This window comes from Streptomyces sp. NBC_01477 (assembly GCF_036227245.1).
Classification (GTDB): domain Bacteria; phylum Actinomycetota; class Actinomycetes; order Streptomycetales; family Streptomycetaceae; genus Actinacidiphila.
The window spans coordinates 170,935-196,958 of record NZ_CP109445.1 but is presented as its reverse complement, the minus strand read 5'-3'; the positions used below and the strand labels follow the sequence as shown (position 1 = coordinate 196,958).

Here is a 26,024-nt window from a genome sequence, read left to right as displayed (position 1 = left end):
GCCGCGTCAACGGCCGCCGGCCGCACAACACCACCCGCTGGGCTCCGCGCCCGGCACACCCCCCACACAGAGGAGAACCCGGTGTCCGCACCACTGACCGTCCTGTTCCAGCGGCAGTTCAGAAAATACGTCCTGGCGGCTGCCGCCGTCCTCGCGCTCATCGCCGGTGTCCTGGCCGGCGGCTCGCACGCCTCGCAGGCGGCGGGCTCCCTGCCGTGCGACATCTACGCCTCCGGCGGTACGCCCTGCGTGGCCGCGCACAGCACCACCCGTGCGCTGTACAGCTCCTACGCCGGCCCGCTCTACCAGGTCAGGCGCTCGTCGGACAACACGTACAAGAGCTTCAGCCCGACGACCGCGGGCGGCTACCCCGACGCGTCCGCGCAGGACTCCTTCTGCTCCGGTACGGCCTGCGTCATCACGCGGATCTACGACCAGTCCGGGCGCGGCAACGACCTGACCCAGGCACCCGGTGGCGGTGCGGCCGGCGGCCCGGACAACCTGAGTGACGCCACTGCCGCACCGACCACGGTGGGCGGCCACAAGGCCTACGGCGTGTACATCGCGCCCGGCACGGGCTACCGCAACGACAACACCAACGGCATCGCCACGGGTGACAGTCCGGAGGGGATGTACGCGATCTTCGACGGCACGCACTACAACGGCGGCTGCTGCTTCGACTACGGCAATGCCGAGACGAACAACAACGACGACGGCAACGGCACGATGGAAGCGATCTACTTCGGCAACATCAAGGTCTGGGGCTACGGTTCGGGCAACGGCCCGTGGATCATGGCCGACCTGGAGAACGGCCTGTTCTCCGGCGTCAACCAGCACCTCAACTCCGGTGACCCGACGGTCAACTACCGCTACACCACCGCGATCGTCAAGGGCGAGCCCAACCACTGGGCCATCCGCGGCGGCAACGCCCAGTCCGGCGGCCTGTCCACCTTCTACAACGGGGTACGTCCCAACGTCTCGGGCTACAACCCGATGAAGAAGCAGGGCGCCATCATCCTCGGCATCGGCGGCGACAACAGCAAGGGCGCCCAGGGCACCTTCTACGAAGGCGTCATGACCTCCGGCTACCCGTCGGACGCCACCGAGAACGCCGTCCAGGCCAACATCAACTCCGTCAACTACGGCGGCACCAGCTCGGGCGGCGGCAACCCCGGCACCCTGACGCCCGGCTCCCGGATCTCCCTGCAGGCCACCACTTCCTGCTGCACCGCGGACTACATCAAGCACGACGACAATGACACCAACGTGGTCATCGCGGGTGTCTCCTCGTCGTCCTCGTCCACCGACAAGGGCGACGCAACCTGGATCGTCCGAGCCGGCTTGGCCAACGGCTCCTGCGTATCGTTCGAGTCGGCGAACAAGTCCGGCCAGTACCTGCGCCACCAGAACTACCAACTGCACCTCGCGGGCAACGACGGTTCCTCGACGTTCACGCAGGACGCCACATTCTGCCCGCAGTCCGGGCACAACGGCCAGGGATACTCCTTCCAGTCGGCGAACTACACCAACCGGTACCTACGGCACTACGACTACACCGTCTACATCGCCTCCAACGGCGGCTCGAACACGTTCGACGCCACCACTTCCTGGAACGACGACACCAGCTGGAACGTCGCCACCCCCTGGTCCTGACACCCGGATCAGCGTCCGCTCCGATCGAAGGCCGCGCCGCCGGACACAGGCCCGGCGGCGCGGCTCGCCGGCTCATCAGACCCGGCGAGCCCCTTCCCGGAGCCAAGGGCTGTGCCCTTGGCTCCTGCGGGGTCGGCACCGGCCCAGGCGACTGGTCGCGGCCTGAGCGCCGTCAGGCTGTCGCGCAGGTGCCGCCGTTGAGTGTGAAGGAGGTCGGGGCGGGGTTGGTGCTGCCCTGGTTGGCGAGGAAGCCCACGCTGACGGAGCCGCCGGCGGGGATGGCGCGGGTGTAGTCCACCGGGGTCACGGTCACGGTGCCGCCGTCCTGTCCGGGGGTGCCTCCCCACATCTGGGTGATGGTCTGGCCGGCGGTGAAGGAGAAGGTGAGGGTCCAGCCGTCGAGGGCGGCACTCCCGGTGTTGTGGATGACGATCTCGCCCTGGAAGCCGCCGCTCCAGCTTCCCGTCACCTGGTATCCGACCCCGCAGCCGCCTGTCGAGGTGCCGGCGGACGTGGTGACGGTGACGGTGCTGCTGCGGGTCGAGCGGTTGCCGGCCGCGTCGCGTGCGTACACCGCGAAGGTGTAGGCGGTGCCGGCGGTCAGTCCGGTGACGGTGGCTCCGGCGGTGGTGGAGGACGCGGCGGCGGTTTCGGTGCTGCCGCTGAGGCGGACCACGTCGTAGCCGGTCACGCCGGTGTTGTCGGTGGAGGCCGCCCAGTTCAGCGTGACGGAGGTGGTGGTGACGCCGCTGGCTGTCGGGGTACCGGGCGTGGTGGGCGGTGTGGTGTCGGTCCCGCCGGAGGCGCCCACGGTGATGACGAAGGTGGTCACACTCTGCGCGGGAAGCGCGGCGGTCAGGGTGCCGTTGCTCAGGCTGGGCCCGCTCAGGGACGCGAGGGTCCTGCTGGCGTCGGTGACGTAGGAGGCCACGCCGGACGGTGTGGTGTTCGCCAGGGTGAACTGCTGGCTCGCCGCGCTGGTGGCCTTGTTGACCGCGACGATGACCACTGTCGAGCCACCGGTGTAAGCGGAGGTGTAGACGTTCGTCTGCGGGTTCGATGCCGTGTTGATGCGCACGTACCCGGGGCGGACGAACTTCGAGAAATGCGCCATGATCGCGCCGCGCTTGCTGATCTGCCCGTCCTCGCGCAGGGGTCCGTAGCTGCGCCGGATGTACCACCACACGTACGCCTGGAACTCGGCGTCCACCATCGCGTGGTGCATGTGCTCCCCGACGCCGAGTGCCGCGGGCCACAGGTCCGCGGAGTCCGTGCTGTTGGGGTAGTAGACCTCCGTCATCCACAGTTCCTTGCCCTGCCCCTTCTGCTGGAAGAGGGGGTACGGGAAGTCCGAGAACGCCGTGCCGTAGAGGTGGGCGCCGAGGATGTCCAGGTTGGCAAGGGCCGTGGAGTCGTTGAGGATCGGGTCCGACATGTTCTTGACGTACTGGAACGACTCCGGCGCGATGACCCTGGTGCTGATCGAGCCGGCGTTGCTCCGCAGGAAGGTGACGATCTCGCTCGACGTCCACCACGTCCAGTCCTGGGCGTAGTCGGGCTCGTTCTGGATCGAGATGGCGTACAGATCCACCCCGTTGCTCTTCATGAACTGGGTGAAGTCGTTCAGGTGCTGCGCGTAGGCCGCGTAGCTGTCATGCCGTAGCCGCTTGGCGTTGGTCTGGCTTCCACGGGTGAACGTCTCGACCATGGTGGCCGGCGGATTCCAGGGCGAGGCGAAGACGATCGCCCCCTGAGCGACGGCCCGCTGTGCTGTCGCCACCTCGGCGCCCCAGTTCGCCTTGTTCTCGTCGACGTGGATGCGCAGGATGGAGAAGCCCAGCTGTCCCGTGCCGTTCCCGAACGCCGTATCCCGCTGGGCGGCTGTCAGGTCGCCGGCCCAGGCGGGATGGTTCATGCCGCCGAAGCCCCGGATCGTCTGCCGCCGCGCGGACGGGTCCACGGTCACGGCGGCAGCCGCCGCGGCCGTCGCGCTGGAGGACGGCATCGCCATCGCGAGGACGGGCAGAGCCCCCATGGTCGCCAGCACGGCTCTCCGGCTCGGGGACCCGGGCCCTGCGGTCTTCGCTTCGTCCTGCCGTGGTGTCATGGCTCTCTCCTGAGCTTGGTGGGGGGAGTGATCAGCAGGCAGCGCCCTGGCGCGGCGACGGCGAACCGAGCTGCTCGAGCGTTCGACGCGTCGGCCGGTCGAACGTCCGGCTGCGCCGTGGGGAGTTCACGGTCACCGGTGACGCGCGTAAGGAGGGTGGCTTGCGCGCGTGCGCCTGGGAGATGCCGTCCTGCGGAGTCGGGGCTGCCTGCGGCATCGGCCGTCGGCGCATGCTCTTCACGCGGGACCGGCGAGTCCGGCTCGCTCGGTGACACCGCGGACGAGGGGTTCAGCGGCGGACGCGGACCGACCGGTGCCGACCGTTGTGCCTTCCGGGCGGGCGCGGGAATCGGGTGAGCACGCGGACTTCTCCTTGCGGTGGGGGTGGGCAAGGCGGCGCGAGGGTGAGACTGTTAGCGCTAACAGGTTTCCACGGATGCCGGTCCATGGGATGCGGGTCAGTTCTGACGACGGCAGCCTGCACCCAGGGTTGTGTGATGTCAACCCCTGTCGCGGCGGCCTGTCAAGTCCCAGTGGCCGCGGCAGGCGAGCCTTCCCGCTGTCATTGACGCCCGGTGGAACGGTCTGCTTACCTTGCTCTCCACAACCCGCCGCAGCTGACCGGTTGCCGGATCGGACGCCGAGTGCGGGAAGGCTGCCTCGCCGCCACAAGTGCGGGTCCGGCCTTGGCTTCACTTTCGCAGATCGCCCCTCCTAGCGGTTCGCGCGTACCTGACAGGTAACCGCTGCTTCACGCTGCTGGAGGTTCCATGATCGCGATCGTGTGCGCCCGTCCTCATCGCGGGTGCTCTCGCCGGACGGCCTGGCCGTCGCCCCGCAGGTGATTCCACTATCCGGCCGGGCTGTCGCGGCCCGCACCTGGATCCTGCTTACGCCGGTCCGCAGAACCGGGCTGCCTGGACGCATGGACAGGCCGAAGCGGCATCCGACGGATGTTAGCGCAATCAATCCTCTCATGGCTCGTTACTCGAGGAGCGTGTTCTGTGAAACGGAGAGATATGTTCAGACGCTACAGGTCGCTGCCGATCGCCCTGCTCGCCATGGTGCTGGCTGCTGCCGGGGTCTCAATCGTGGCAACATCGGCGCAGGCCGCCAGCGGCTGCCAGGTCGACTACAGCGTCACGAACGACTGGCCCGGTGGCTTCGGTGCGAACGTGAGCATCACCAATCTCGGTGCGCCGGTCACAAGCTGGCAGCTTTCCTGGGCCTTCGCCGGCGGACAGACCATCACGCAGCTGTGGAGTGGCTCCTACACCCAGACCGGCAGCCAAGTCACGGTGACCAACACCTCCTGGAACGGCAGTCTGGCCACCGGCGCGTCCACCGACTTCGGCTTCAACGGCGCCTACGGTTCCACCAATCCCGTCCCCACCGGCTTCACGCTCAACGGCACGGCCTGCACGGGCGCCGTCACCACCACCCCGCCGACCACACCGACGACGACGCCCCCGACCACTCCGCCCACGACGCCCCCCACCACCCCGCCGACGTCGGGTGGTACGTGCTCTCTTCCGTCCACGTACCGGTGGTCGTCGACAGGTGCGCTGGCGCAGCCGGCGAACGGGTGGGTCTCGCTGAAGGACTTCACCAACGTGGTGTACAACGGCAAGCACCTGGTCTACGCCTCGAACGTCAACGGATCGTCCTACGGTTCGATGGCATTCAGCCCCTTCACCAACTGGTCGGACATGGCCTCGGCCGGCCAGACCGGGATGAGCCAGTCCACGGTGGCACCCACCCTGTTCTACTTCGCGCCGAAGAACATCTGGGTGCTGGCCTACCAGTGGGGCGCGTGGCCCTTCATCTACCGTACGTCGAGCGATCCGACGAACCCCAACGGCTGGTCGGCGCCGCAGGCGCTGTTCACCGGGAGCATCTCCGGCTCGGGTACCGGTCCGATCGATCAGACGCTGATCGGGGACGGCCAGAACATGTACCTGTTCTTCGCCGGTGACAACGGGAAGATCTACCGGGCGAGCATGCCGATCGGGAACTTCCCCGGCAGCTTCGGCTCCAACTACACCACCGTCATGAGCGACTCCACCAACAACCTCTTCGAAGCCGTGCAGGTCTACAAGGTCCAGGGCCAGAGCCAGTACCTCATGATCGTGGAGGCGATAGGCGCCAACGGCCGGTACTTCCGCTCCTACACGGCATCCAGCCTGAGCGGCTCGTGGACCCCGCAGGCCGCCAGCGAGAGCAACCCCTTCGCCGGCAAGGCCAACAGCGGCGCCACCTGGACCAACGACATCAGCCACGGCGACCTCGTCCGCAACAACCCCGACCAGACCATGACCATCGACCCCTGCAACCTCCAGTTCCTCTACCAGGGCAAAAACCCCAACGCAAGCGGTTCCTACGACCAACTGCCCTGGCGGCCGGGGGTCCTGACCTTGCAGCACTGACCCACCGGACCGTACCCACCGACCGAGGGGCCCGGCTGTACGCCCGCCAGGGCCCCTCTCCCCAGCGGACCTTTGCCGGCCTGAGTGGTGGCGGCCTGCTTGCGCGGCGACGGAGCGGACCGGGAAGTGGCCGACCGCTGCCCGGGAAGCCGTGCGACCCCGGTCCCGACCGGGATTCCGGCGTCCTCGCCGCCCAGTGCTCGCTGCACATTCAGCAGCACATCCCGATCGCGCCGAAGCGCCTGCAACTCCTCATCGAGTGCCGCAACGTCATCGGCGATTCTCTCCTGTCCCTCCGCGTTGACCCGGTGCCCGGTTGATCCGGCCTGCGCATCGGTTGAGGAAAACGTCTTCTCGGCGCTCGTCGTCCGCTCCGCGCGGAGCCAATCGCGGTATCCGCAGGGAGCGGTGGCCTTGCGTGCTCCCTTGACCCGGGATTCGGCCGGTCCTACGGTATCCGCTGGAAAACCGTTTGCTCGATTGCGCAGAGCGCACATGACGTAGGCCGGCCGAACCAGGCACCGCAGGACGGGCGGGGCGCTGGTGTCGACGGCGCTACCGGTTGCACGGCATCACCCCAACTCCTCAGGAGGGCATTTCGCCATGCGTGGATTCGCGCATCTCCAGCCAAGGCGGCCGCTGGGCCGCACCCTCGGTCTGGGAGCCGCAGCGCTGGGCGTGGTCTCGACCGCGTTCCTCGGCGCCCCCGCCCAAGCGGCACCGACCCCGTCCACCACCCTCGTGGTCAACGCCAACCAGGTCCTGCGGCCGGTCACCCATGTCGCGACCGGCTCGCTGTACGGACTCGCCAACGCCAGCGCGCCGGCCGACAACCTGGTGCAGGCGATCAAGCCGAACACATTCGTGCAGATGCCCGCCGGCGGACACCAGCAGGGCTCGGGTGACATCCTGGTTGTCGCACCGAAGGCCGCCAGGGCGGGCGCGAAGGTCGTCAACCGGCTGTCCGACTACTACGCGGGCTGGCCGTACCAGTTCAGCTGGAGCAACTGGCTGAGCGTGGTCGACGACCAGATCGCCAAAACCAAGGCCGCGGGGATCACCAACCTCGCCGCCTACGCACCGTGGAACGAGTCCGACAACACCTGGCTCTCCCAGAACGGCACCTTCGAGGACTTCTGGACCAGGACCTACCGCGAGATCCGCTCGAAGGACTCCACGACGCCGATCCAGGGCCCGAGCTTCTCGGACAACATCAGCGACATGGACAACTTCCTGAAGAACGCGGTCGCCACCAACACCGTGCCGGACATCATCGCCTGGCACGAGCTGATCCGCTCCTCCAAGATCGCCGGCGACGTCGCCACCGTCACCGCGCTGGAGAACAAGTACGGCATCAGCCCGCGGCCGATCGCCATCGAGGAGTACGCAGCCCCCTCCGAGGTCGGCATCCCGGGTGCCCTGGTGGGCTACGTCGCCAAGTTCGAGCGGCTGGGCGTCCACGATGCCGAACTGGCCTTCTGGAACCAGTCCGGAGCGCTCGGCGACCTGCTGACCGGCCAGGGCGGCAGTCCCAACGGCGCCTACTGGCTGTACAGGTGGTACGCCGACATGAGCGGCTCGATGCTCACCACCACCGCGCCCGCGCAGACCGGCATCGACGGAGCGGCGTCCCGCAACAGCGCGGGCAACGAGGTCGACGTCGTCTTCGGCGGCGGGTCCGGCGACTCCGCCGTCACTGTGAACGGCCTGAACTCGCTCCCGGCCTTCGGGTCGACCGCGCACGTCAAGGTCGAGTACACACCGTCGCGTGGCCGCACCACCGCGGTGTCAGGGCCGATCACCCTGTCCGATTCCAACTACACGGTGAACAACGGCTCCATCACCGTCCCGGTGACCACCAACACCACTGACGGGTACCACCTGGTGATCACGCCGGGAACCGGGGGCGGATCCACCACCCTGGACGGCAACTACCTCATCACCAACAAAAACAGCGGACTCGCGCTCGACACCCAGAACAGGGGCACCGCCCAGGGCACTCTGGTCGACCAGGCCACCCTCAGCTCCTCGTCCACCCAGACCTGGAGCCTGGTGTCCGCCGGCTCCGGTCTCTACAAGATCCGCAACCAGGCGAGCGGTCTGCTGCTCGGCATCACCGACGCCGGCACTTCGGACGGCGGCACGGCGCTGATCTGGGGCGACAACGGAACCTCGGACCACCTGTGGAGTGCCGTGCCCGACGGCACCGGCTACTACAAGATCGTCAACAGCAACAGCCACCTGCTGCTGGGCGTGCAGAACATGAGCACCAGCAGCGGCGCCCAGGTCCTGCAGTGGGATGACAACGGTACCGCCGACCATCTGTGGAAGCTCACCGCACGCTGACATCCGGTCGCCGGCTCCGAGTCGATGAATCAGCCCGGCCGGTCGCCCCCGAAGCCCACGGGGCAACCGGCCGGGTGTCAAGCGGAATCACGGATGACCAACTGGCAGGGAACGGTCCGGACACCGCCGGCCGTCGTGCCGTCGATGGCGTCCAGCAGCCGCAGGGCGGCGATGCGGCCGATCTCGCCCAGGTTCATGTCGATCGTGGTGAGCGGGGGACGCGAGGCAAGCGCCATGGTGTCCCAGTTGTCGTAGCCGATGACGGCGGTGTCGTCGGGAACGTGCCGTCCTTCCTCGCGGAGCGTGTCGGTGACGCCTCGGGCGATCTGGTCGTTCCCGCAGAAGAAAGCGTCGGTTCCCGGCGCGGCGCGAAGTACGCTTCGGGCGGCTCGCCGTCCCCAGGCCTCGCTCCAGTCGCCGAAGTACACCTGCCCGCCGGAGAGTTCGAGGCCTGCACGGGCGAGCAGGTCCTGGGTGAGCCCCGCGCGCAGACGGGCCGCCGCGTGGTGGGCCGGGCCGGACACGTGTGCGATGCGCTGCCGCCCCGAGCCGATCAGGTGCTCCACGGCCAGCCGGGCCCCGCCCTCGTCGTCGCTGGCCACCGACATGTCCGCGGGATCCTCCGACGGGGCCAGCGCGTAGACGGTCGGGACGTCCTGCAGGCCCCGCAGCGGCGGCCTGGGGTCCGTACGCCGTCCGGTGACGATGATGCCGTCCACCCGACGGGCCAGCAGGGTCTGCACGTAGTGGCGTTCGCGGATCGCGTCGCCACGGGTGTCGCACAGCAGGACGGAGATCTTGCCGGCGCCGAGCGCGTCCTCCGCGCCGAGCAGCACCGGCGTGCTGAAACGGCCGATTCCGTCGGTGGTGATCAGTCCCACCGTCCAGGTACGCCCTGCCAGCAGCGCCCGGGCCTGCTCGTTGGGCTGGAAGTCCAGGCGCCGTGCCGCCTCGAGCACCCGATCGCGGGTCTCAGGACGCATACGGCCGTTGCCGCTCAGCGCCTTGGACGCCGTACCCACGCTGACGCCCGCCACCACGGCCACATCCGTCAGTGTCACCCGCCCCGGACGCGGGCGCCGATCAGTCTCTGTCACGGACAATCCTTTTCTCATTTTCAGGCCAGCATTCATCCTGCCAGTAGTCGGCCGGTATCCCAAGTCTCATGTGAGACCGGACAGTGAGCGCGTGAGAGGTCTTGACGGCCTCGCCGGGCGTCCCTAGGTTTCGTTCAAGAAAACCGTTGCTCATCTTGAGCGCGGGCCGATCCGTCGACGGCCGGTGCATCCGCGCGGACGTGACCCGCGGTGTCGCCGGCCGGAACGGCATCCTTCGCCCGACCGTACATTCCAGGGGAGATCCATGTCCCAGAGCAAACCGACATCACCTGGCCCTGCCGGGCCCGTGCGGCCGGGGCCCGGGGGCGCCCTGCGTCCCGTTGCGGCGGCCGACATCACGGGCGGTTTCTGGCATGGCCGCCGTGAGGTCAACGCCCGTGTCGGGATTCCGCAGGGGCCGGACCTGCTGGAGTCGGCCGGGAACCTGCAGAACCTGCGGCTGGCGGCAGGCACGGCCGAAGGAGCTATCAGGGGCGACCTGCCCTTCATGGACTCCGACGTCTACAAGTGGCTGGAGGCCGCCGCCTGGCAGCTCGGCGCGTCGGCCGCTCCTGTCGAGGCCGGCTCGGCTGCCACGCCCGGGTTGGCCGCCGATGTGGATCGGATCATCGCGCTGGTCGCGGATGCCCAGCAGCCCGACGGCTATTTGAACACCTGGTTCCAGGTGACCGCGGACGGCCGCCGCTACGAGGACCTGCGCTGGGGGCACGAGCTGTACTGCGCCGGTCACCTCATCCAGGCCGCGGTCGCCCACCACCGGGCGACCGGCGGCAAGGAACTGCTGGACGTGGCGGTCCGGTTCGCCGACCACCTGGACTCCGTCTTCGGCCGCGGTAGGCAGATCGACGGCTTCGACGGCCACCCCGAGGTCGAGACGGCGCTGGTCGAGCTGTACCGGGAGACCGGAGAGCGGCGCTACCTGGATCTGGCGGGCTATTTCGTGGAACGCCACGGCCACGGCCTGCTCGGCGGTGAAGCGTACTGCCAGGACCGGACGCCGCTGCGAGTCCAGGAGAACGTCGAGGGCCACGCGGTGCGCCAGTTGTACCTGCTGGCCGGTGCCGCGGACCTGGCCGCGGAGACCGGGGACGCCGGACTGCTGGCGGCGTGCGAGCGGCTGTGGGCGGCCATGGTGGCCACCAAGACCCACATCACCGGCGGACTCGGCGCCCATCACGACGAGGAGGACTTCGGCGACCCGTACGAACTTCCGAACGAGCGTGCCTACTGCGAGACGTGCGCCGCCGTCGCATCTGTGCACTTCAGCTGGCGGATGGCGCTGCTCACCGGGGAGGCCCGCTACAGCGACCTGATCGAGCGCACACTCTTCAACGGCTTCCTCGCCGGAGTCTCGCTGGACGGCGCGAGCTGGCTGTACGTCAATCCGCTCCAGGTCCGCGACGGCCACACCGACACCGGCGGCGACCAGTCCTCCCGCAGGACCCGGTGGTTCCGCTGCGCCTGCTGCCCGCCCAACGTCATGCGGCTGCTCGCCAGCCTGGAGCACTACATCGCCTCCACCGATGCGGGCGGCCTGCAGGTCCACCAGTACGCCACCGGCCGATACGCCGGCGACATGGCCGGTGACCCGCTTGTTGTGAGCGCTCACACGGACTATCCCTGGTCGGGAACCGTGCGGCTCACCATTGAAGAGTGTCCCCTGGACAGGCCGTGGACCCTGTCCCTGCGCATCCCCCAGTGGTCCACCGGCCACCGGATCTCGGTGACGGGATCGGAAGCCGCGCCCGCCACCGTGGACGCCGGCTGGCTGCGGCTGGAGGGACGGTGGACCCCGGGTGACGAGGTCACGCTCGAACTGGCCACCGCACCGCGGCTGGTGGCGGCCCACCCCCGCGTCGACGCCGTCCGCGGCTGCGTCGCCGTCGAACGCGGGCCACTCGTGTACTGCCTGGAGGGCGTCGACAACCCTGGTGGGCTGGACGACGTCGTCATCGACACCACCCGGCCGCTTCTGGCGGAGCCACGCCCCGAACTACTGGGCGGCGTCATCACGGTGACGGCCGCAGGGTACCGGCGCACCCCACCCGACTGCGGCTGGTGGCCCTACCGCGATCTCGACGGGCCGGATCGCACCTCCGCTCGGCACACCACGTCCCAGGACCTGGCGGTGGCCCTGACCGCCGTCCCCTACTACGCCTGGGCCAACCGGCACGGCGGACCCATGCGGGTGTGGATACCCACTGGCTAGGCCGCAGCCTCCCGCTCGCGCTCATTCTCATCGACCGGTCACGAACCAGCCAAGGATCACCATGAGACACACACGCTTCGCCATCGCTGCCGTCGCGGCCTGTACCACTCTGGCCGGGGTCACCGCCTGCGGCGGCTCCGGCGGCGGCTCGTCCTCGTCCGCCGCGTCGGGGACCTACACCTTCTGGGACCCCTACCCGCAGTTCGACGGTTCCTCGGCGTGGGCGAAGCTGGTCGCGGCGTGCGGCACCAAAGCGGGCGTCAACGTCAAGCGCACCGCGTACGACACCACCGAGCTGGGCAACAAGGCCCTGCTTGCGGCCCAGCAGGGCAACGCCCCTGACGTGATGCTCGTGGACAACCCGGTGGTGTCCACCCTGGTGCAGGCCGAGATCCTCAACAAGATGAGCGACGTCGGTGTGTCGACCACGTCGATCCAGGCCAACATCATCGGCGCCGGCACCCTGGACGGTTCGTCCTACGGCATCCCCATCGGGGCCAACACCCTCGCGCTGTACTACAACAAGAACGTACTCGACGCCGCCCACGTCGACCCTGCCTCGGTCAAGGACTGGGACTCCCTGACCGCGGCACTGCAGAAGGTCAAGGCCGCGGGCAGGAAGGGCATCACCTTCTCCGCGATCGGCACCGAGGAGGGCAGCTTCCAGTTCCTGCCCTGGTTCTGGGGCGCCAAGGGCGACCTGACCCACTTGGACAACTCCGACGGGCAGGCCGCACTGACGCTGTGGAAGAACTGGGTCTCCCAGGGACTGGCTCCCAACGACGTGCTGAGCAACACCCAGACCACCAGCTGGCAGGAGTTCGCCACCGGCCAGTACGCCTTCGGGGAGAACGGCACCTGGCAACTTGCCAACGCCAAGAAGACCGGCTTCCCCTACGGTGTGATCAGCATCCCCGCCCGCGCCGGGGGCGCCGCTCCGGCGCCGACCGGGGGAGAGTTCGTGACGGTGCCGGTGCAGAAGGACACGGCACGGTACAAGGTCTCGGCGAAGATCGTCGCCTGCCTGACCGACAGCCCGAACCTGCTGGCGACCGACACCACCTTGTCCTACATCGCCCCCACCGGCGTGGTGCAGAGCCGGCAGACCACCGCCGACCCGGAACTGAAGCCCTGGACAGAGGCAGTGGCGGCCGCCCGTGGGCGGACCAGCGACGGCCTGGGCGTGCGCTATCCGGTGATCTCCCAGCAGTTGTGGACGGCGGTGCAGTCGGCGCTTTCCGGGAGCAAGAGTCCGCAGGCGGCGCTGAAAGCCGCGCAGTCCGCGGCTGACAGCCACAAGGACTGACCGATCCGGCCCCCGCGCCGGCGTGTGCGCCATCGGGTGCAGGGCTGTCCCGGCCCGGTATCCGATGAATGAGACCCCGCCGTGCCGCCGCCCGTCCCGGCGGCACGGCGGAACCGGCACCGTTCCGGCCTCCCGCGCCTCCCGCGCCTCCCCGTGTACCGGGACGGCGACGGTACGTGCCCGGGCGGGATCGCGGTCCGCCCGGGCAGCCCACAGATGGAGGAGTACATATGTCCACCGTCCACGTCGACGGAATCCCGTTGCCGCCGATGGAGCCCGGGACCGGTCGCGAGCAGGCGCGCTCCCGGCCACGCCACACAGCCCCGGGCCGTCATGGTCGCAGGACCTCACAGCTGGCCGCCTGGGGGTTCCTGGCGCCGGTCATCGTGTACCTGGGGGCGTTCTACGCCTATCCGCTGTACCGCAACCTCGACCTGTCCTTGCGGCACTACACGGTGCGGTCGTTCGTACAGGGCGATGCGCCCTTCTCCGGCTGGGACAACTTCCGGCAGGTGATCGACGATCCGACGTTCGGCACCGCCCTGCGCAACACGATGGTCTTCACGCTGGTGTCGATCCTCTTCCAGTACGTCCTCGGGCTCGGGCTCGCGGTGTTCTTCCACCGCGGCTTCCGTCTCGCCCCGACACTGCGCGCGCTGTTCCTGATCCCGTGGCTGCTGCCGCTGATCGTGTCGGCCTCGACGTGGTCGTGGATGCTCAACAGCGAGTCAGGCGTGGTCAACTACGCCCTGCATCTGACCGGCATCGGCGAGGTGGACTGGCTGACCTCGCCGCACTGGGCACTGACCTCGGTGATCATCGCGAACATCTGGATCGGCGTCCCGTTCAACCTGGTCATCCTCCACAGCGGCCTGCAGAACATCCCCGCCGAGCTTTACGAGGCCGCCTCGCTGGACGGCGCGAGCGGCTGGCAGCAGTTCCGGCGCATCACCTTCCCGCTGCTGCGGCCGGTCTCGGCCGTCACCGTACTGCTCGGCCTGATCTACACCCTCAAGGTCTTCGACCTGATCTGGATCATGACCAAGGGCGGCCCAGGCGACGCGTCGACCACCCTGTCCACCTGGTCCTACCGCTTCGGCTTCGGATCGCTGCTGCCGCAGTTCGGCCCCGGAGCCGCGGTCGGCAACATCCTCATCGTCACCGCCCTGGTCTTCGGCCTGTTCTACATCCGCCTCCAAAGGAGCCAGCCGGCATGACATCCCGCGTGTTCCGCTCCCGCCGCAACACCGTCATCGGCGTCGTCCTGACCGCGGTCATGCTCTTCCCGGTCTACTGGATGGTCAACGTCTCGCTCACCCCGCAGCAGGACATGCGCAAGAGCCCGCCGGACCTGCTCCCGCTGCACCCCACCTTCACCGGCTACCGGGCCGTCCTCGACGACCAGTTGCCCTACCTGTGGGTGAGCCTGCTGATCGGTCTGGGCACCGTCGCGCTGACCCTGGTGCTGTCCGCGCCGGCCGGCTACGCGATGGCCAAGCTCCGCCCGCGCGGCGGAGGCCTGGTCGGACTGGTGCTGCTGATCGCCCAGATGATCCCCGGGATCGTGATGGCGATGGGCTTCTACGGCATCTTTCTCAACCTCGGCATCATGAACACCTGGTGGGGACTGGTCGTGGCCGACTCCACCATCGCCGTGCCCTTCGGCGTGATGATCTTCACCGCTTTCATGTCCGGGATACCGGACGAGCTGATCTCCGCGGCCAAGGTCGACGGCGCCAACGCCTGGCGCACCTTCACGTCCGTCGTCCTCCCGGTCTCACGCAACGCGGTCGTGACGGTCTCGCTGTTCAGCTTCCTGTGGGCCTGGTCGGACTTCGTGTTCGCCAACACCCTCGACAGCGGCGGCGGGATGCGCCCCATCACGCTCGGCATCTACAAATACATCGGCAACAACAACCAGGAGTGGAACGCCATCATGGCCACCGCCGTCGTGGCCTCCATCCCCGCGGCCGCCCTGCTGGTCGTCGCCCAGCGCTACGTCGCCGCCGGCGTCACCGCGGGAGCGGTCAAAGACTGACGCCGAGGAGCGGACCGACCGGCTGACCCGGGCGCCCGCTGGGGAACGGGCCCACATGGACGCAGGCCGGTGTCGAGCAGACCCTGGCCGACATGGCTTCGAAGGGGGCTTCGCCGGGATCCGCCCGGAGCGGCCTGGCGGGGCAACCGCCGAGGAGTGCCACCGGCACACCGGTGGCACTCCTCCATCGTGTCAGCGGCCGGCCTCGTGCACCGGGGCGGCTGCGGTGCCGCCGGGTCACATGGGCGGCTGGAGGGTTCGTGTGGGCTGGACGGCCGGCCGGGCCGGTCAGCCGGACGCCTTGTCGGCGGCGCCCTTCTCGGTTTTGGCACCGTCGGTGAGCAGAGTGCCGCCGGTGGTCTCCAGGTGCGCGCGGACGAACCACTGGAACTGCTCCAGGTCGCGGAGCTGCCCGATCAAGAGATCCTCCGTGGCCGGGTCGATCTCACCTGTCGCCTCGACCGCCTCGCGGACGGCTTCGATGACGCCGGTGTAGACCAGGTTGAGAGCCCCGAGGTGGGCGATCGCGTCCTGGCGGCCGATGCTGTAGTCGTCCCAGGTCCGGTTGCCGACCAGGGCGCCGGGGGTGCCCAGGGCGACCCCGCCGAGTGCGGCGATGCGCTCCGCGACATCATCGGCCATGGCACGGACTCGGTCCACCTGGGGATCGAGCATTTCGTGGACGGCGATGAAGTGGGGCCCGACGACATTCCAGTGGATGTGCTTCAGCGTCAGGTGGAGGTCGTTCAGGGCGTGCAGCCGCATCTGGAGGATACTGATGAGCTCCGCACCCTGTTCCGTCTTCAGCCCGGGAACGGTGTATTTCGGAAGGTTTCGTGCAGGCACGGCTCTCTCACTTTCCTCAACTGACGTCTTATGGATCTCCTTGTGCCCCCTGTGGCGCTTTATGCACCTCAATTCACACCCAAGGGTGAAGGGTCCTGAGCCCTTCTGCATCCGCATCCGCCGACCCGGACGGTTGCCTGGAAGCCCTGGGTACCTTGCGGTGCGACAGGTTGCGCAGGGTGGACGTCCGCCTCTCCAAGGGCCGGCGTCGGATGCGCCGGCGACGACGCGCCGGTCGGCTGCTGGGGCACTACCGGACCCGCCAGGAGTCATCGCCCTGGGGCGGCCCCTTTCACCCCTGATGGTTGTGACGCGTTGGTGAGGTCGGCGCCGGTGGCGGCGTCCCGCTCAAAGTGGCCGGTGCCGTGCCAGTCCAGGCAGATGACAGTCGCGTCATCCTTCAGACGGGCCTGATTGGCGTCGACGATCGCCGCGATGAGGGTACGGGCGGCCTCGCGGGGATGCAGCACGCGAGTGCGGACGATCAGGTCCGACAGGTCCGGGTCCGCGGCGTTGCGTTCCAGCATGCCGTCCGTCAGCATCACCAGCCGGTCTCCGGGCCGCAGGTCGAGCCGCTGGACCCGGTAGCTGTGGGGGATGCGGACGCCGAACGGCATATCGATCTCGGGAGCGATCTGCTGCACGTGGCCGTCCCGCATCCGCAGCGGCCAGGGATGGCCGGCGTTGACGAACTCGGTCCCGCCGTCGAGCAGGCTGATCCGCAGCAGTTGGCCGGTGACGTAGCCCCGCTGCCCGTGCTCGCGCAGGGCCAGGTCGGCCTGGAGGGCCTGTTCGAGGAGGCTTGCGCCTGCCCGCCGGGCCCGGCGCAGGGCACTCACCACGAGGGTGGCGAGCAGCGCGGCGGCGACGTCGTGCCCCATGGCATCGGTCACGGAGAGCTGGACGGCGTCCCGGTCGATGACGTAGTCGAAGGTGTCGCCGCCAACGTGGTCGGCGGGCTCCAAGGCGCCGGCGACCGCGAATTGCGCGGCCTCGCACGCCAGCGAGGCCGGGAGCAGCCGGTGCTGGATCTCCGCGGCCAGACTCAGCGGGGTGGTGCGGCGGGCCCATTGGTACACGTCGGTGAACGAGCGGTTCGCTATGACGATGTACGCCAGCGCGTGTGCGGTCTCGCTGATCTCCCGCATCACCTCCGCGTCAGGCGCCGCGGGCAGGAACAGCTCAAGGAGCCCGATGGCGTCCCCGCGGTTCGTCACCGGAGCGACGATCCGCACCAGCGCCCCCTCGCCGTCGGACTCCGTGGCCGGCTGCTGCGTGCGGATCACGTCGTCGTACAGGGTGCCCCGCAGCCGAATGCGCCGGGCGGGCTCACCGGTCCCGATGCTGCCCGCGGCTCCGAGCCGTACGACTGAGCTGCCGGTGAAATCGGTGATCAGGAACGACACCGACACGGCCCCCAAACGCTGCTTCAGCATGAGCGCGACCACATCGAGCGACTCCACGGGGGCTGCGGCCTCCGCCGCGGACAGTGTCCCTGCCAGCGTCGTCGCCCTGGTCTGGCGGCTTGCGCCGCCTGGAGGACAGGAGGGACCGCCGCTGTTCCTGTCCGGTCCCTCCGGTGTCATGGCGGCTCCTCACTGTTCGATGGCTTCGAGGACCCCGTCCCGGACGGGTGAGAGACCGGGGTCGGCTCCAGGACAGGTCATATTGCATCACGCGCCTCTCCGGTCTGGCCCGGGTATGCGGCGGCCCCGCCTCCCAGCCCCTTATGGGCCGTGTGCGGCCAGGGCCCGTACCCGTGCGCCCGGTGCTTCGGTGCTCCCCGGACAGCAGTCATGTGGCTGCCAGGAGGATGGCCGTGTAGTGCGCTGCGAAGGCGGCGATGGTGAGTGCGTGGAAGACCTCGTGGAAGCCGAACCAGCGCGGCCAGGGGTCGGGGCGTTTGAGGCCGTAGACGAGGGCGCCCGCGGTGTAGAGCAGGCCGCCGGTGATGACGAGGGCGACAACCGCGGTGCCGCCGGTGTGCGCGAAGGCGGGCAGGTAGAAGACCGCGGCCCAGCCCAGCGCGATGTAGCACAGGGTGTAGAGCCAGCGCGGTGCCCTGATCCACCAGACGCGGAACGCGATGCCGGCCGCGGCCCCGGCCCACACCAGGGACAGCAGCACCACTTGCCGACGTTCGGGCAGCAGCAGTGCCGCGAGGGGCGTGTACGTACCGGCGATGATCAGGAAGATGTTGGCGTGGTCCAGCCGGCGCAGAACCGCCTCCCCCCGCGGTCCCCAGTCCCCGCGGTGGTACACCGCGCTCGTACCGAACAGCAGCAGCGCCGAGGCCGCGTACACCGAGCACGCCGCGGCGACGCTTGCCGAGTGCGCCAGCACGACCAGGACGACGCCGCCCATCAGTGCGAGCGGGAACATGCCCGCGTGCAGCCATCCGCGCAACTTCGGCTTCACCAGGGCTGCCACCGGATCCGCCCCGCCGTCCGGGTGGGCCGCGGAATTCGGCCGCCGGGCGGACGTACCGGCGGGCAGTTCACCGGGGGCGGGCAGAGCGTCGGTCGTGGTGCTGCGTCCGCGCTGGGGTCCACGGTCAGGTGCCGGTGGCTTGGGGTCTTCGGCGATCATGCGCACATATTATGAGAACCAGCGCATATCGTGGCAATCGGCCCGATGGGGGGAGCCCTTGAGGCGGTGGCCCGGTCGCGGGGCGCGGAGTGACGCAGCGTTTTGGTGATGCGCCGGGCTTCTTCGAGTCGGTCTTCGGCGGCATGCGGCATGCGGCTTCGGCGGAAGTGCCCCGGCCGGCGAACGCCCGGGCAGGCGCGGCGGTGCGCAGGAAGCCCCGAGCGGTGCCGAGTGTTTCGCCCGCCGGCCCATCGTGCGGGCGAGGCGGTCGTCGTCACCGAGCCTGCCGCAGACGTCGTGCGAGGGGCCCTGGCGCCGTACGGCAACCAGGGCCCCGAAGGAAGTGCTGCACCATCTGCCGGCCTTAGGACTGCGCCGGCCTACTGTGTCCGCACCACCGCAGGGGGGTCGGCGGCGTGTGCGGGGATCGCGGTTGCTCGACCGGGGACCACCTCACAATCGATGTCCTGCGGTACCCGGGCTCAAGACTTCACTGCTGGGTACTGCGAACTGCACTTGCGCGTACTGCACCTGCGGTACTGCTCACGGCGGCCCCTGATCACTGCGGGCCACCCGGTCCGGTCGTCAGTCCCGTCGCCGTCCTGCAACAACCCTGGCTCCGCGACTCCACCACCGCACCGCCCTGCGCACTGCGACCACGTGTACTGCTCCCCGGCAGTTCGTCCCTGCCAGGCCCTGCTGTCCTTCTGGCTACGAGAGAAACCATACCCACACCAGAACCCAATGTCTACTCCAGCCGACATAGATTTCCGCGTGTTCGAGACGAAGGTAACCTCCGCCCAAAGCCGAGGGAAAACGGCCCGCGGCCCCAGCCGCTCCGCCTCGTCCAACGCCGCCCGCGCCGCTTCCAGGTGTCCCGTCCGGCGAAGCAGGCAGCCCCGGTCGAAGTGGTACTCGGGGTCGTGGGGATCGGTGTCGAGCAGGGCCCGCGGGGTCAGTAGAGAGAGGCCAGGAGGTCCTTGACGTTGCCGCGCAGGACGGGGGCGTTCGCGGCGCCGTTGGACTGCGTGCCGGCCAGGGCCACCGGAGTGGTGCCGGTACACGTGATCGTGAGGTTGGAGAAGGTGCACCCGGAGAGCAGCCAGCGGGTGCCGGCGAGGCCGGTCGCCGTCAGGTCGGTGTACCAGAGCGCGTTGCCGGTGAAGGTGGGCGGCAGGACGCCGTCGACGACGACGCCGCTTCCAGGGTCCTGGGTGGAGTTTCCGATGGGGAAGGCGGTGTTGCCGTTCCACAGCTGCTTGGCGCCGCCGTTGGAGTGGTTGAAGGTGTTGCCGACCAGGCAGCCGTGGGCCCAGTTGTCGCTGCTGAGCGCACCGTAGGGGCTGGTCAGCGCGAAGGAGTAGTACGCGCCGTAGCAACCGACGACCGTGTTGCTGTCGATCGTCCAGTTGCCGGCGGAGTTCCATATGGCCAGGCGGCAGTAGCTGAAGGTGTTGCGGGTCAGCTGGCAGTACTCGCTGCGGTCGGTGACGGATACCCCGAAGTAGCAGTTGTGGAAGGTGTTGCCGTCCAGCTTGACGTGGTAGGCGAAGTAGTCGTCGGCGGTTGACCCCCTGACGGTGATGCCGGCTCCGCGCCAGTTGACGAAGTCGCAGTCGCTGATACGCACGTCGGTACTGCGGGACAGCGCGACGGCGACGTGCGGGAAGGAGGCGGCGGTGTTGAGGGGGCTGGTGGCCCGGCCGAGGAAGCGCACGCGGGTGATCGTGACGCCGGTCCTGCCGGTGGCGGTGAGGGCCCCGGTGGCGTCGGCGGCGACGGTGACGGTGGCGCCGTTGCCCTGGATGCTGCAGCCGCTGGGCAGCTCGACGGGCTTGGTGAGGGTGTAGGTCGCGCCTGATTGCAGTTGCACCTGGGGGGTGGCCGCGAGCACCGTCGCCCAGTCGTCGGTGGGCTGCAGCACGGGCAGCGTGCCGGTCTGGACGAGGGCTGCGGCCGGGGCGGCCGGCAGGGCGGTGGCGAGCACCGCTCCCGCGGCGACGCCCAGACCGGTCAGGGCGTGGCGGCGGGACGGGCGGCTCGAAAAAGCGGGTTCCTTCACGGGGCGCATCCTCGGGGGACGGTGGGCGAACGCGGCGCCGCGGGCTGCGGGGCTACGGGGGCCAGGACCACGGATCGGATGGCAGGACGTTTCGCAGCGCACTCCTCGTACGGTTGTTGACCTTGCGAAAGGGGCCGGAGCGCCGGCCGATAGGCGGTGCACGGCACGCGAGCCGCCGGCTGTCGGCGCGGTCGCCCGACGTGCCGATCGGCGGCCCCGCAGACCGTTGTCGGGCATGGACGTGCAGTCGGGAGAGGGAGGGAAGACGTCAGACATCTGACATGTCGGCGACCTTAGGGACCGCGAGCCGGACCCGTCAAGAGCCCGGAGTGCATCGCCGCGTCGCCGGGCGCACCGTGCCGGCGCGGCGGGGATCGAGCGCGCGACCGGGTGTCCCGGGTTTCCGTGTGCCGTGGGAACGGCATCCATCGTGTGAAAGCCAACCGACCGTATTCCCACACGTCCACGGTGGACTCAGCGATCCGTGGCCGCTCACTCCGTCTTCGGTGCGGACACCCATCGGACCTCTGACGCCTCGTGCGCCGGTTTGCTGGAAGGCGGTGGGCTTCCCGGGGCGATGAGGCTTCTGGGTGCACTCACGAAGGGGATGTAGGGCGTATCCATCGCAATCACGGACATGTCACTGCACATGCCTGCTCGGGCAGCCGCTGTTTCGCGCAGCTATTGACATGTCTCGGCTCTTACGCTGCACTATCGGCGATCCGATCTTTCGTCACCTTCCGAATCCGGGATCGGAAGTCTCCGCCTCATCCGTAGATCACCACTGCTGTTCGTTTCTGTTCGGAACCGTGGCCGTGGCTGCCGCGCCGATGTCGCTGTCGACGCCGGCGCGACGGCCCCTGCTCCGAGTCCGGTCCCTACTCGTTCGTCGACGACTGTGCGGCTCCACCCGCGCCGGCGGCGGCACGTGACGATCACCTGTGTCCGCAGCGGCAAAGTTTCTCGGCATCACCGGCGCGTCGACCGCCGACGTCGCCGCGGGGGAGCAGCAGACCGCCCACGGCACCGCCGGCCGCCGCCCCCGCAACACCCCTGCCCGGAATGCCCGGCGCCCGCGAGGGCGGGGCTCCGAAAGCTCCGGCAGGGGCACAAAAGGAAAGAGGAAGAAGTGAAGATCGGAAGAGCTGTCCTCGTGGCTGCGGCACTCGTCGCCGCGCCGCTGACCGTCGCGGCACCAGCACACGCGGCCGCCACTGCGTACTATCTCGACTGCGGTGCGGCATCGGCCGGCAGCGGCACCCAGAGCGCGCCGTGGAATTCGCTGGGTTCCGCCAACGCCCATACCTTCGCCCCGGGCGACTCCCTCCTGCTCAAGCGCGGCTCAACGTGTACAGGGCAGTCCCTCACCCCCAAGGGCTCGGGCTCGGCATCGGCCCCTGTCACCATCGACGCCTACGGCACGGGCAACCTGCCCGTCCTCGCGGGCGCCGGGCAGGTGACCGATGTCGTCCGCCTGTCCGACCAGCAGTACTGGGAGATTCGCGACCTCGACATCTCCAACCAGGGAGCCGCCTCCGCCACCCGGCGCGGCGTCCACATCACGCGCACCGACTCCGGCACCGGCACCCACTACGTGCTGGAGAACCTCACCATCCACGACGTCAACGGCGACCAGTCGAAGAAGGACGACGATGCCAGCGCCGGCATATTCTTCGAAGTGCTCGGCAACACCACGCGCACCAACTTCGACGACGTCCTCGTCCAGAACAACACGATCCGCACCGTCGACCGGTACGGCATCCACTTCTGGACCCGCTGGATGACCCGCCCGCAGCTGGCCAACCCCAACTGCGGGACGACCTGCGGTGCCTGGGACCCGCAGACCCGTGTCGTCGTCCGCTCCAACACGGTGACGGACATCGGCGGCGACGCTGTCGACCTGCACCACACGTCAGGAGCGCTCGCGGAGTACAACCGCATCGACGGGTTCCGCGAACGCGAGCCCCAGCACTGCGCGGCCGGGCTGTGGGGCTGGAACACCGACAACGCCGTCTACCAGTTCAACGAAGTCAGCGGCGGCCAGAGCACTTGTGACGGGCAGGGCTTCGACCTCGACGAGGCCGAGATCGCAACGGTCTACCAGTACAACTACAGCCACGACAACCAGGGCGGCTTCATGCTGCTGTGCAACGGCAGCGGGTCCACCACCGACCGCAGTGTCGTCCGCTACAACATCAGCCAGAACGACCAGGGCCAGCTCTTCGACTTCGTGTGCGCGAAGGACACCAACACCTCCATCTACAACAACACCTTCTACCTGGGGAAGCAGGTTCAGGTGATCAACAACGCCAACGGCTCCACCGCGGCCGACGCCGTCTTCCAGAACAACATCTTCTACGTCGCCACCACCGGCGCCTCCTACGTCACGCCCGGCGGCCTGGCGTTCGACTCCAACGTCTTCTACGGGCAGCACCCCGCCGCAGAGCCCGCCGACGCCAACAAGATCACGGCCGACCCCCTGCTGGCCGCCCCCGGTACGGCGACCTCCCGCACGGACATCGCCGGGTACAAGCTCAAGACCGGCTCACCAGCCGCGGGCACCGGGCAGGCACTGGTGACAGCCGACGGACGCGACTACTTCGGTGGCACCGTAAGGACCGGATGCCGGCCCGACCGGGGCGCGCACCAGCTCAGCACGTCCTGCGTCCCCCAGAGCGCACCGCCCCTCGCGGACGGCACGTACAAGATCACCGCCGGCACGCTTGCCGTGGACGACCCGGCGTCCTCGACCACGGCCGGCACCCAGCTGATCCTCTACACCCAGCACTCCGCGGCCAACCAGCAGTGGCAGGTCCAGCGCAACACCGACGGCACCTACGCGCTGCGCAGTGTCGCGTCACATCTGTGCGCGGACATCAACCAGAACTCCACCGCCGCAGGGGCGACCGTCATCCAGTGGACGTGCTCGGGCGACAACAACCAGCGGTGGACCGTGACACCCAGCGGCAGCGGCTTCACGCTGGCCGCCCGTAGCAGCGGCCTGCTGCTGAGCGCCGCCTCCCTCACGGACAACGCCGGCCTCACCCAGCAGCCGGCGTCCGCCGCGGGCAACCACGTCTGGCAGTTCACGGCGGTGTCCTGACCTGCTGAAGGCCGCCCCTGCCGGATCCTCGGGCACGCCACCGGCACCGGCAGGGGCGGGCCGGCCACCGGTACTCGGTGCCCGAGGTGGTCCGGACCGGTCGCGCCTACAGTTAGCGCTGCCCGACTCGCTGCTGTCCCGTCTGCCGGGAGTCGGCCACGATCGAGAAGGCGTAGTCGGTCATGCGGTTCTCGTACGCGCGGACTCCGTCCACCGGCGAACCGCCCGCACCGGCTGCGTCGGAGAGGGCACGAGTGAGTTCACCGGCGTCACGAATGGCGGTGTTGGCACCCATCGCCAGGACCGGGCTCATCGCGTGGATCGCGTCGCCGATCAGCGTGACCGGGCCGGACTCCCATACCGGCACGGGGTTGGCGGTGGAGATGCGCAGGGGGAACAGTGAATCAGCGTCCCACAGCGACAGCAGCCGGTGGATGTCCTCGTGCCAGTCGCCGCCCAGCACCTCCAGGGCGACATCGCGCAGTCCTGAGGGGGCGAGGTCGCGCAGCTCCTCGAAAGGCGGCATCGCGGGGTGGTCGGCGGGGGCGCCGACCATACAGGCGACATAGTCGCCGAACGGGGACAGCGCCACGGGCGGGGTATGGGTGATACCGGCCTGATCGGGCCGGGTGCTGAACTCCACCGGGCCCAGACCCAGGTGCGGGTGCCCCGGGCCGCCGGTGACCACGGTGAAGATACTGTCGAACACCCAACTGGGGACGCGTGCCCGGGTGCTGCCGCCCTCAAGCGGGATCTTGCCGTAGACCAGCCGCAGGCCGGCATCCTCGACTCGGGCGTCAGGCAGCAGAATCCGGCGTACAGCCGAGTTGACGCCGTCCGCACCCACCAGGAGGTCGGCGCTCGCGGTACGTCCGTCGGCGAAGCGCGCCGTGACCGCCCCGTCCGCCTCGTGCCGGTAGGCCACCAACCGTGCACCGTAGTGCACTCGGCCGCCCAGCCCGGAGAGCATGACCTGACGCAGAGTGGGGCGGTTGAACGGGTGCGGGCCCGACCCGTTCCCCGCACCGGAACTGCTGATCGCCGCTTTGTCCGCCAGGACATCCAAGTGACGGTCACGGACGGACACCCGCGCCGGCGGTGCGCCTGCCGTTGCCAGACAGAGCTGGAACAACGGGGCAGGCAGGCAGTATGCGAGCCCGGTCAGACCTGGTTCGTCGAGTTGGATGCGGTAGCCCTGCGGGCGGGCGCCCGGGTGGACATCGCGCTCGTAGACGGCGACATCAAAGCCTTGCGCGCGCAGACCGTGGGCGAGCGCGAGGCCGCCCAGGCCGGCACCGACAATGATCACACGATACGGATTGTGCACAGTCCTCTGCCTTCGTTCACCATGACGAAGGAAGCACCGGCGTTCCTCTGGAAGGAACCAACACCGCACGGGGCGCCGCTCAGAAACACCATTCATGAGCGAGTTTTTCGCGCATTCCACCTAGCGCTCATCACGCTAGCACGCCCTCGCCCGCCCTGGCTGCCGGTCATGCGGGTCTGATGTCGCCGTGCCGGCCGGAGCGCGCCGGAGGGGCCGGCGTGGACGCCGTGTTCGGTCTGGGGCAGGGGTGTGTACGGGCGGCCGACAGGGGTACCCGCACATTCGTGGAGCGGCGACCGCTTTTTTACGGTTCACCCGCTTCGCGGTTTTCTGGCAGCCAAGGAAGGACGCGCGCAATGAGCGACAACATCTGGAGTTACGGGGCGGCTTCCGGCTATCAGGCGGACAGCGACCTGACCGGGTACAAGGTCGACGCGAGCGACGGCCACATCGGCAAGGTCGACAAGCACTCCGAGGACGTCGGCGCCGCCTACCTGGTGGTCGACACCGGGGTGTGGATCTTCGGCAAGTCGGTCCTGCTGCCGGCCGGGACGGTCTCCGGCATCGACCATGACGCCAAGGTCGTGCACGTCGCCCGGACGAAGGCTGAGATCAAGGACGCGCCGGAGTTCGACAAGGACAAGCACACAGCCGACGCGGACTACCACCAGCAGGTCGGCGGCTACTACGACGCGAACGCCACCCGCGGATAGGACTCCGCGCAGCGCGGGGCGGCGGCCAGGAGAGATCCCTCTCCTGGCCGCCGCCCTGATCGATGAAGCAGAAGCTCATTTCCGGGATGAACCACTCGACGGTTCCGCCGGCCACGCCGGGCATCAGGTGCCGGCCCTGACCGGGGTCCGGCCGTTCGTGAGGCCGGGGGCGCCCTTCGCT

The 26,024-nt window shown here is 69.0% G+C and carries 15 protein-coding genes and 3 pseudogenes; 10 read left to right on the top strand and 8 right to left on the bottom strand.

Translation table 11 applies throughout. The annotated features are described in order from the left end of the window. The first annotated feature begins 81 nt into the window (after positions 1–81). Positions 82–1,653, top strand: coding sequence for an alpha-L-arabinofuranosidase B (locus OHA86_RS00880; protein ID WP_329171521.1), 1,572 nt, complete (start codon positions 82–84; stop codon positions 1,651–1,653). 172 nt (positions 1,654–1,825) lie between these two features. Here OHA86_RS00880 and OHA86_RS00875 read toward each other — a convergent pair whose 3' ends face one another. After that, entirely contained in the window at positions 1,826–3,688 is a 1,863-nt protein-coding gene (locus OHA86_RS00875; RefSeq protein ID WP_329171519.1) for a cellulose binding domain-containing protein, read from the bottom strand. 1,025 nt (positions 3,689–4,713) lie between these two features. Between OHA86_RS00875 and OHA86_RS35970 the strand changes: the two are divergent. The 3 genes and pseudogenes from OHA86_RS35970 to OHA86_RS00865 form a co-directional block, all read left to right on the top strand. Continuing rightward, positions 4,714–5,169 (top strand): annotated as a pseudogene (locus tag OHA86_RS35970) (cellulose-binding domain-containing protein); the annotation flags it as partial. A 102-nt stretch (positions 5,170–5,271) separates the two neighbouring features. Continuing rightward, positions 5,272–6,186: pseudogene (locus OHA86_RS00870) on the top strand (non-reducing end alpha-L-arabinofuranosidase family hydrolase); the annotation flags it as partial. A 603-nt stretch (positions 6,187–6,789) separates the two neighbouring features. Next, positions 6,790–8,532 carry an RICIN domain-containing protein gene (locus OHA86_RS00865; RefSeq protein ID WP_329171517.1) on the top strand — a complete coding sequence of 581 codons (1,743 nt, stop codon included), beginning with the start codon at positions 6,790–6,792 and terminating at the stop codon, positions 8,530–8,532. 77 nt (positions 8,533–8,609) lie between these two features. Here OHA86_RS00865 and OHA86_RS00860 read toward each other — a convergent pair whose 3' ends face one another. Beyond that, positions 8,610–9,629 carry a LacI family DNA-binding transcriptional regulator gene (locus OHA86_RS00860; protein ID WP_329171516.1) on the bottom strand — a complete coding sequence of 340 codons (1,020 nt, stop codon included), beginning with the start codon at positions 9,627–9,629 and terminating at the stop codon, positions 8,610–8,612. Positions 9,630–9,894: 265 nt separating this feature from the next. Between OHA86_RS00860 and OHA86_RS00855 the strand changes: the two genes are divergently transcribed. The 4 genes from OHA86_RS00855 (at position 9,895) to OHA86_RS00840 (ending at position 15,203) form a co-directional block, all read left to right on the top strand. Then, entirely contained in the window at positions 9,895–11,859 is a 1,965-nt protein-coding gene (locus tag OHA86_RS00855) for a glycoside hydrolase family 127 protein (RefSeq protein ID WP_329171514.1), read from the top strand. 61 nt (positions 11,860–11,920) lie between these two features. Beyond that, positions 11,921–13,165, top strand: coding sequence for a sugar ABC transporter substrate-binding protein (locus tag OHA86_RS00850; RefSeq protein ID WP_329171512.1), 1,245 nt, complete (start codon positions 11,921–11,923; stop codon positions 13,163–13,165). Positions 13,166–13,434: 269 nt separating this feature from the next. Next, on the top strand, positions 13,435–14,382 hold the full coding sequence (locus OHA86_RS00845) for a carbohydrate ABC transporter permease (protein WP_329182143.1): 948 nt from the start codon (positions 13,435–13,437) through the stop codon (positions 14,380–14,382). Further along, positions 14,379–15,203 (top strand): carbohydrate ABC transporter permease, encoded by an 825-nt coding sequence (locus tag OHA86_RS00840; protein WP_329171510.1) that lies wholly within the window; start codon positions 14,379–14,381, stop codon positions 15,201–15,203. Before OHA86_RS00845 ends, OHA86_RS00840 begins: the two co-directional genes overlap by 4 nt. A 288-nt stretch (positions 15,204–15,491) precedes the next feature. Here the strand turns inward: OHA86_RS00840 and OHA86_RS00835 are convergent, their stop codons facing one another. From OHA86_RS00835 to OHA86_RS00820, 4 genes are all read right to left on the bottom strand, one after another. Continuing rightward, the gene (locus OHA86_RS00835; RefSeq protein ID WP_443071601.1) at positions 15,492–15,968 is read right to left on the bottom strand and encodes a Dps family protein; all 477 of its coding nucleotides are present in this window, start codon (positions 15,966–15,968) and stop codon (positions 15,492–15,494) included. Between the two features lie 350 nt (positions 15,969–16,318). After that, complete coding sequence (locus OHA86_RS00830) at positions 16,319–17,635, bottom strand: PP2C family protein-serine/threonine phosphatase (RefSeq protein ID WP_443071600.1); 1,317 nt, start codon at positions 17,633–17,635, stop codon at positions 16,319–16,321. Positions 17,636–17,843: 208 nt separating this feature from the next. Beyond that, entirely contained in the window at positions 17,844–18,638 is a 795-nt protein-coding gene (gene trhA / locus OHA86_RS00825; protein WP_329171506.1) for a PAQR family membrane homeostasis protein TrhA, read from the bottom strand. Between the two features lie 955 nt (positions 18,639–19,593). After that, positions 19,594–20,700: a right-handed parallel beta-helix repeat-containing protein gene (locus tag OHA86_RS00820; protein WP_329171504.1), complete on the bottom strand. Its 1,107-nt coding sequence runs from the start codon at positions 20,698–20,700 to the stop codon at positions 19,594–19,596. Positions 20,701–21,829: 1,129 nt separating this feature from the next. Between OHA86_RS00820 and OHA86_RS00815 the strand changes: the two genes are divergently transcribed. Next, on the top strand, positions 21,830–23,803 hold the full coding sequence (locus OHA86_RS00815) for an RICIN domain-containing protein (protein ID WP_329171502.1): 1,974 nt from the start codon (positions 21,830–21,832) through the stop codon (positions 23,801–23,803). A 112-nt stretch (positions 23,804–23,915) separates the two neighbouring features. On the opposite strand, the gene OHA86_RS00810 is transcribed toward OHA86_RS00815, so the two are convergent. Continuing rightward, positions 23,916–24,728, bottom strand: a complete 813-nt coding sequence (locus OHA86_RS00810) for an FAD-dependent monooxygenase (protein WP_329182139.1) — start codon at positions 24,726–24,728, stop codon at positions 23,916–23,918. Between the two features lie 315 nt (positions 24,729–25,043). Beyond that, a pseudogene (locus tag OHA86_RS35965) lies at positions 25,044–25,226 on the bottom strand (hypothetical protein); the annotation flags it as partial. A gap of 260 nt (positions 25,227–25,486) precedes the next feature. Between OHA86_RS35965 and OHA86_RS00800 the strand changes: the two are divergent. Continuing rightward, on the top strand, positions 25,487–25,843 hold the full coding sequence (locus OHA86_RS00800) for a PRC-barrel domain containing protein (protein ID WP_329171498.1): 357 nt from the start codon (positions 25,487–25,489) through the stop codon (positions 25,841–25,843). The last annotated feature ends 181 nt before the right edge of the window (positions 25,844–26,024 follow it).

Excerpts from the sequence above, each read along its gene's own strand:
- OHA86_RS00840 (WP_329171510.1), top strand. The coding sequence starts at position 14,379 with ATGACATCCCGCGTGTTCCGCTCCCGCCGCAACACCGTCATCGGCGTC.
- OHA86_RS00800 (WP_329171498.1), top strand. The coding sequence starts at position 25,487 with ATGAGCGACAACATCTGGAGTTACGGGGCGGCTTCCGGCTATCAGGCG.
- OHA86_RS00845 (WP_329182143.1), top strand. The coding sequence starts at position 13,435 with ATGGAGCCCGGGACCGGTCGCGAGCAGGCGCGCTCCCGGCCACGCCAC.
- OHA86_RS00830 (WP_443071600.1), bottom strand. The coding sequence starts at position 17,635 with ATGACACCGGAGGGACCGGACAGGAACAGCGGCGGTCCCTCCTGTCCT.
- OHA86_RS00865 (WP_329171517.1), top strand. The coding sequence starts at position 6,790 with ATGCGTGGATTCGCGCATCTCCAGCCAAGGCGGCCGCTGGGCCGCACC.
- trhA (WP_329171506.1), bottom strand. The coding sequence starts at position 18,638 with ATGATCGCCGAAGACCCCAAGCCACCGGCACCTGACCGTGGACCCCAG.
- OHA86_RS00875 (WP_329171519.1), bottom strand. The coding sequence starts at position 3,688 with ATGGGGGCTCTGCCCGTCCTCGCGATGGCGATGCCGTCCTCCAGCGCG.
- OHA86_RS00835 (WP_443071601.1), bottom strand. The coding sequence starts at position 15,968 with ATGCGGCTGCACGCCCTGAACGACCTCCACCTGACGCTGAAGCACATC.
- OHA86_RS00850 (WP_329171512.1), top strand. The coding sequence starts at position 11,921 with ATGAGACACACACGCTTCGCCATCGCTGCCGTCGCGGCCTGTACCACT.
- OHA86_RS00855 (WP_329171514.1), top strand. The coding sequence starts at position 9,895 with ATGTCCCAGAGCAAACCGACATCACCTGGCCCTGCCGGGCCCGTGCGG.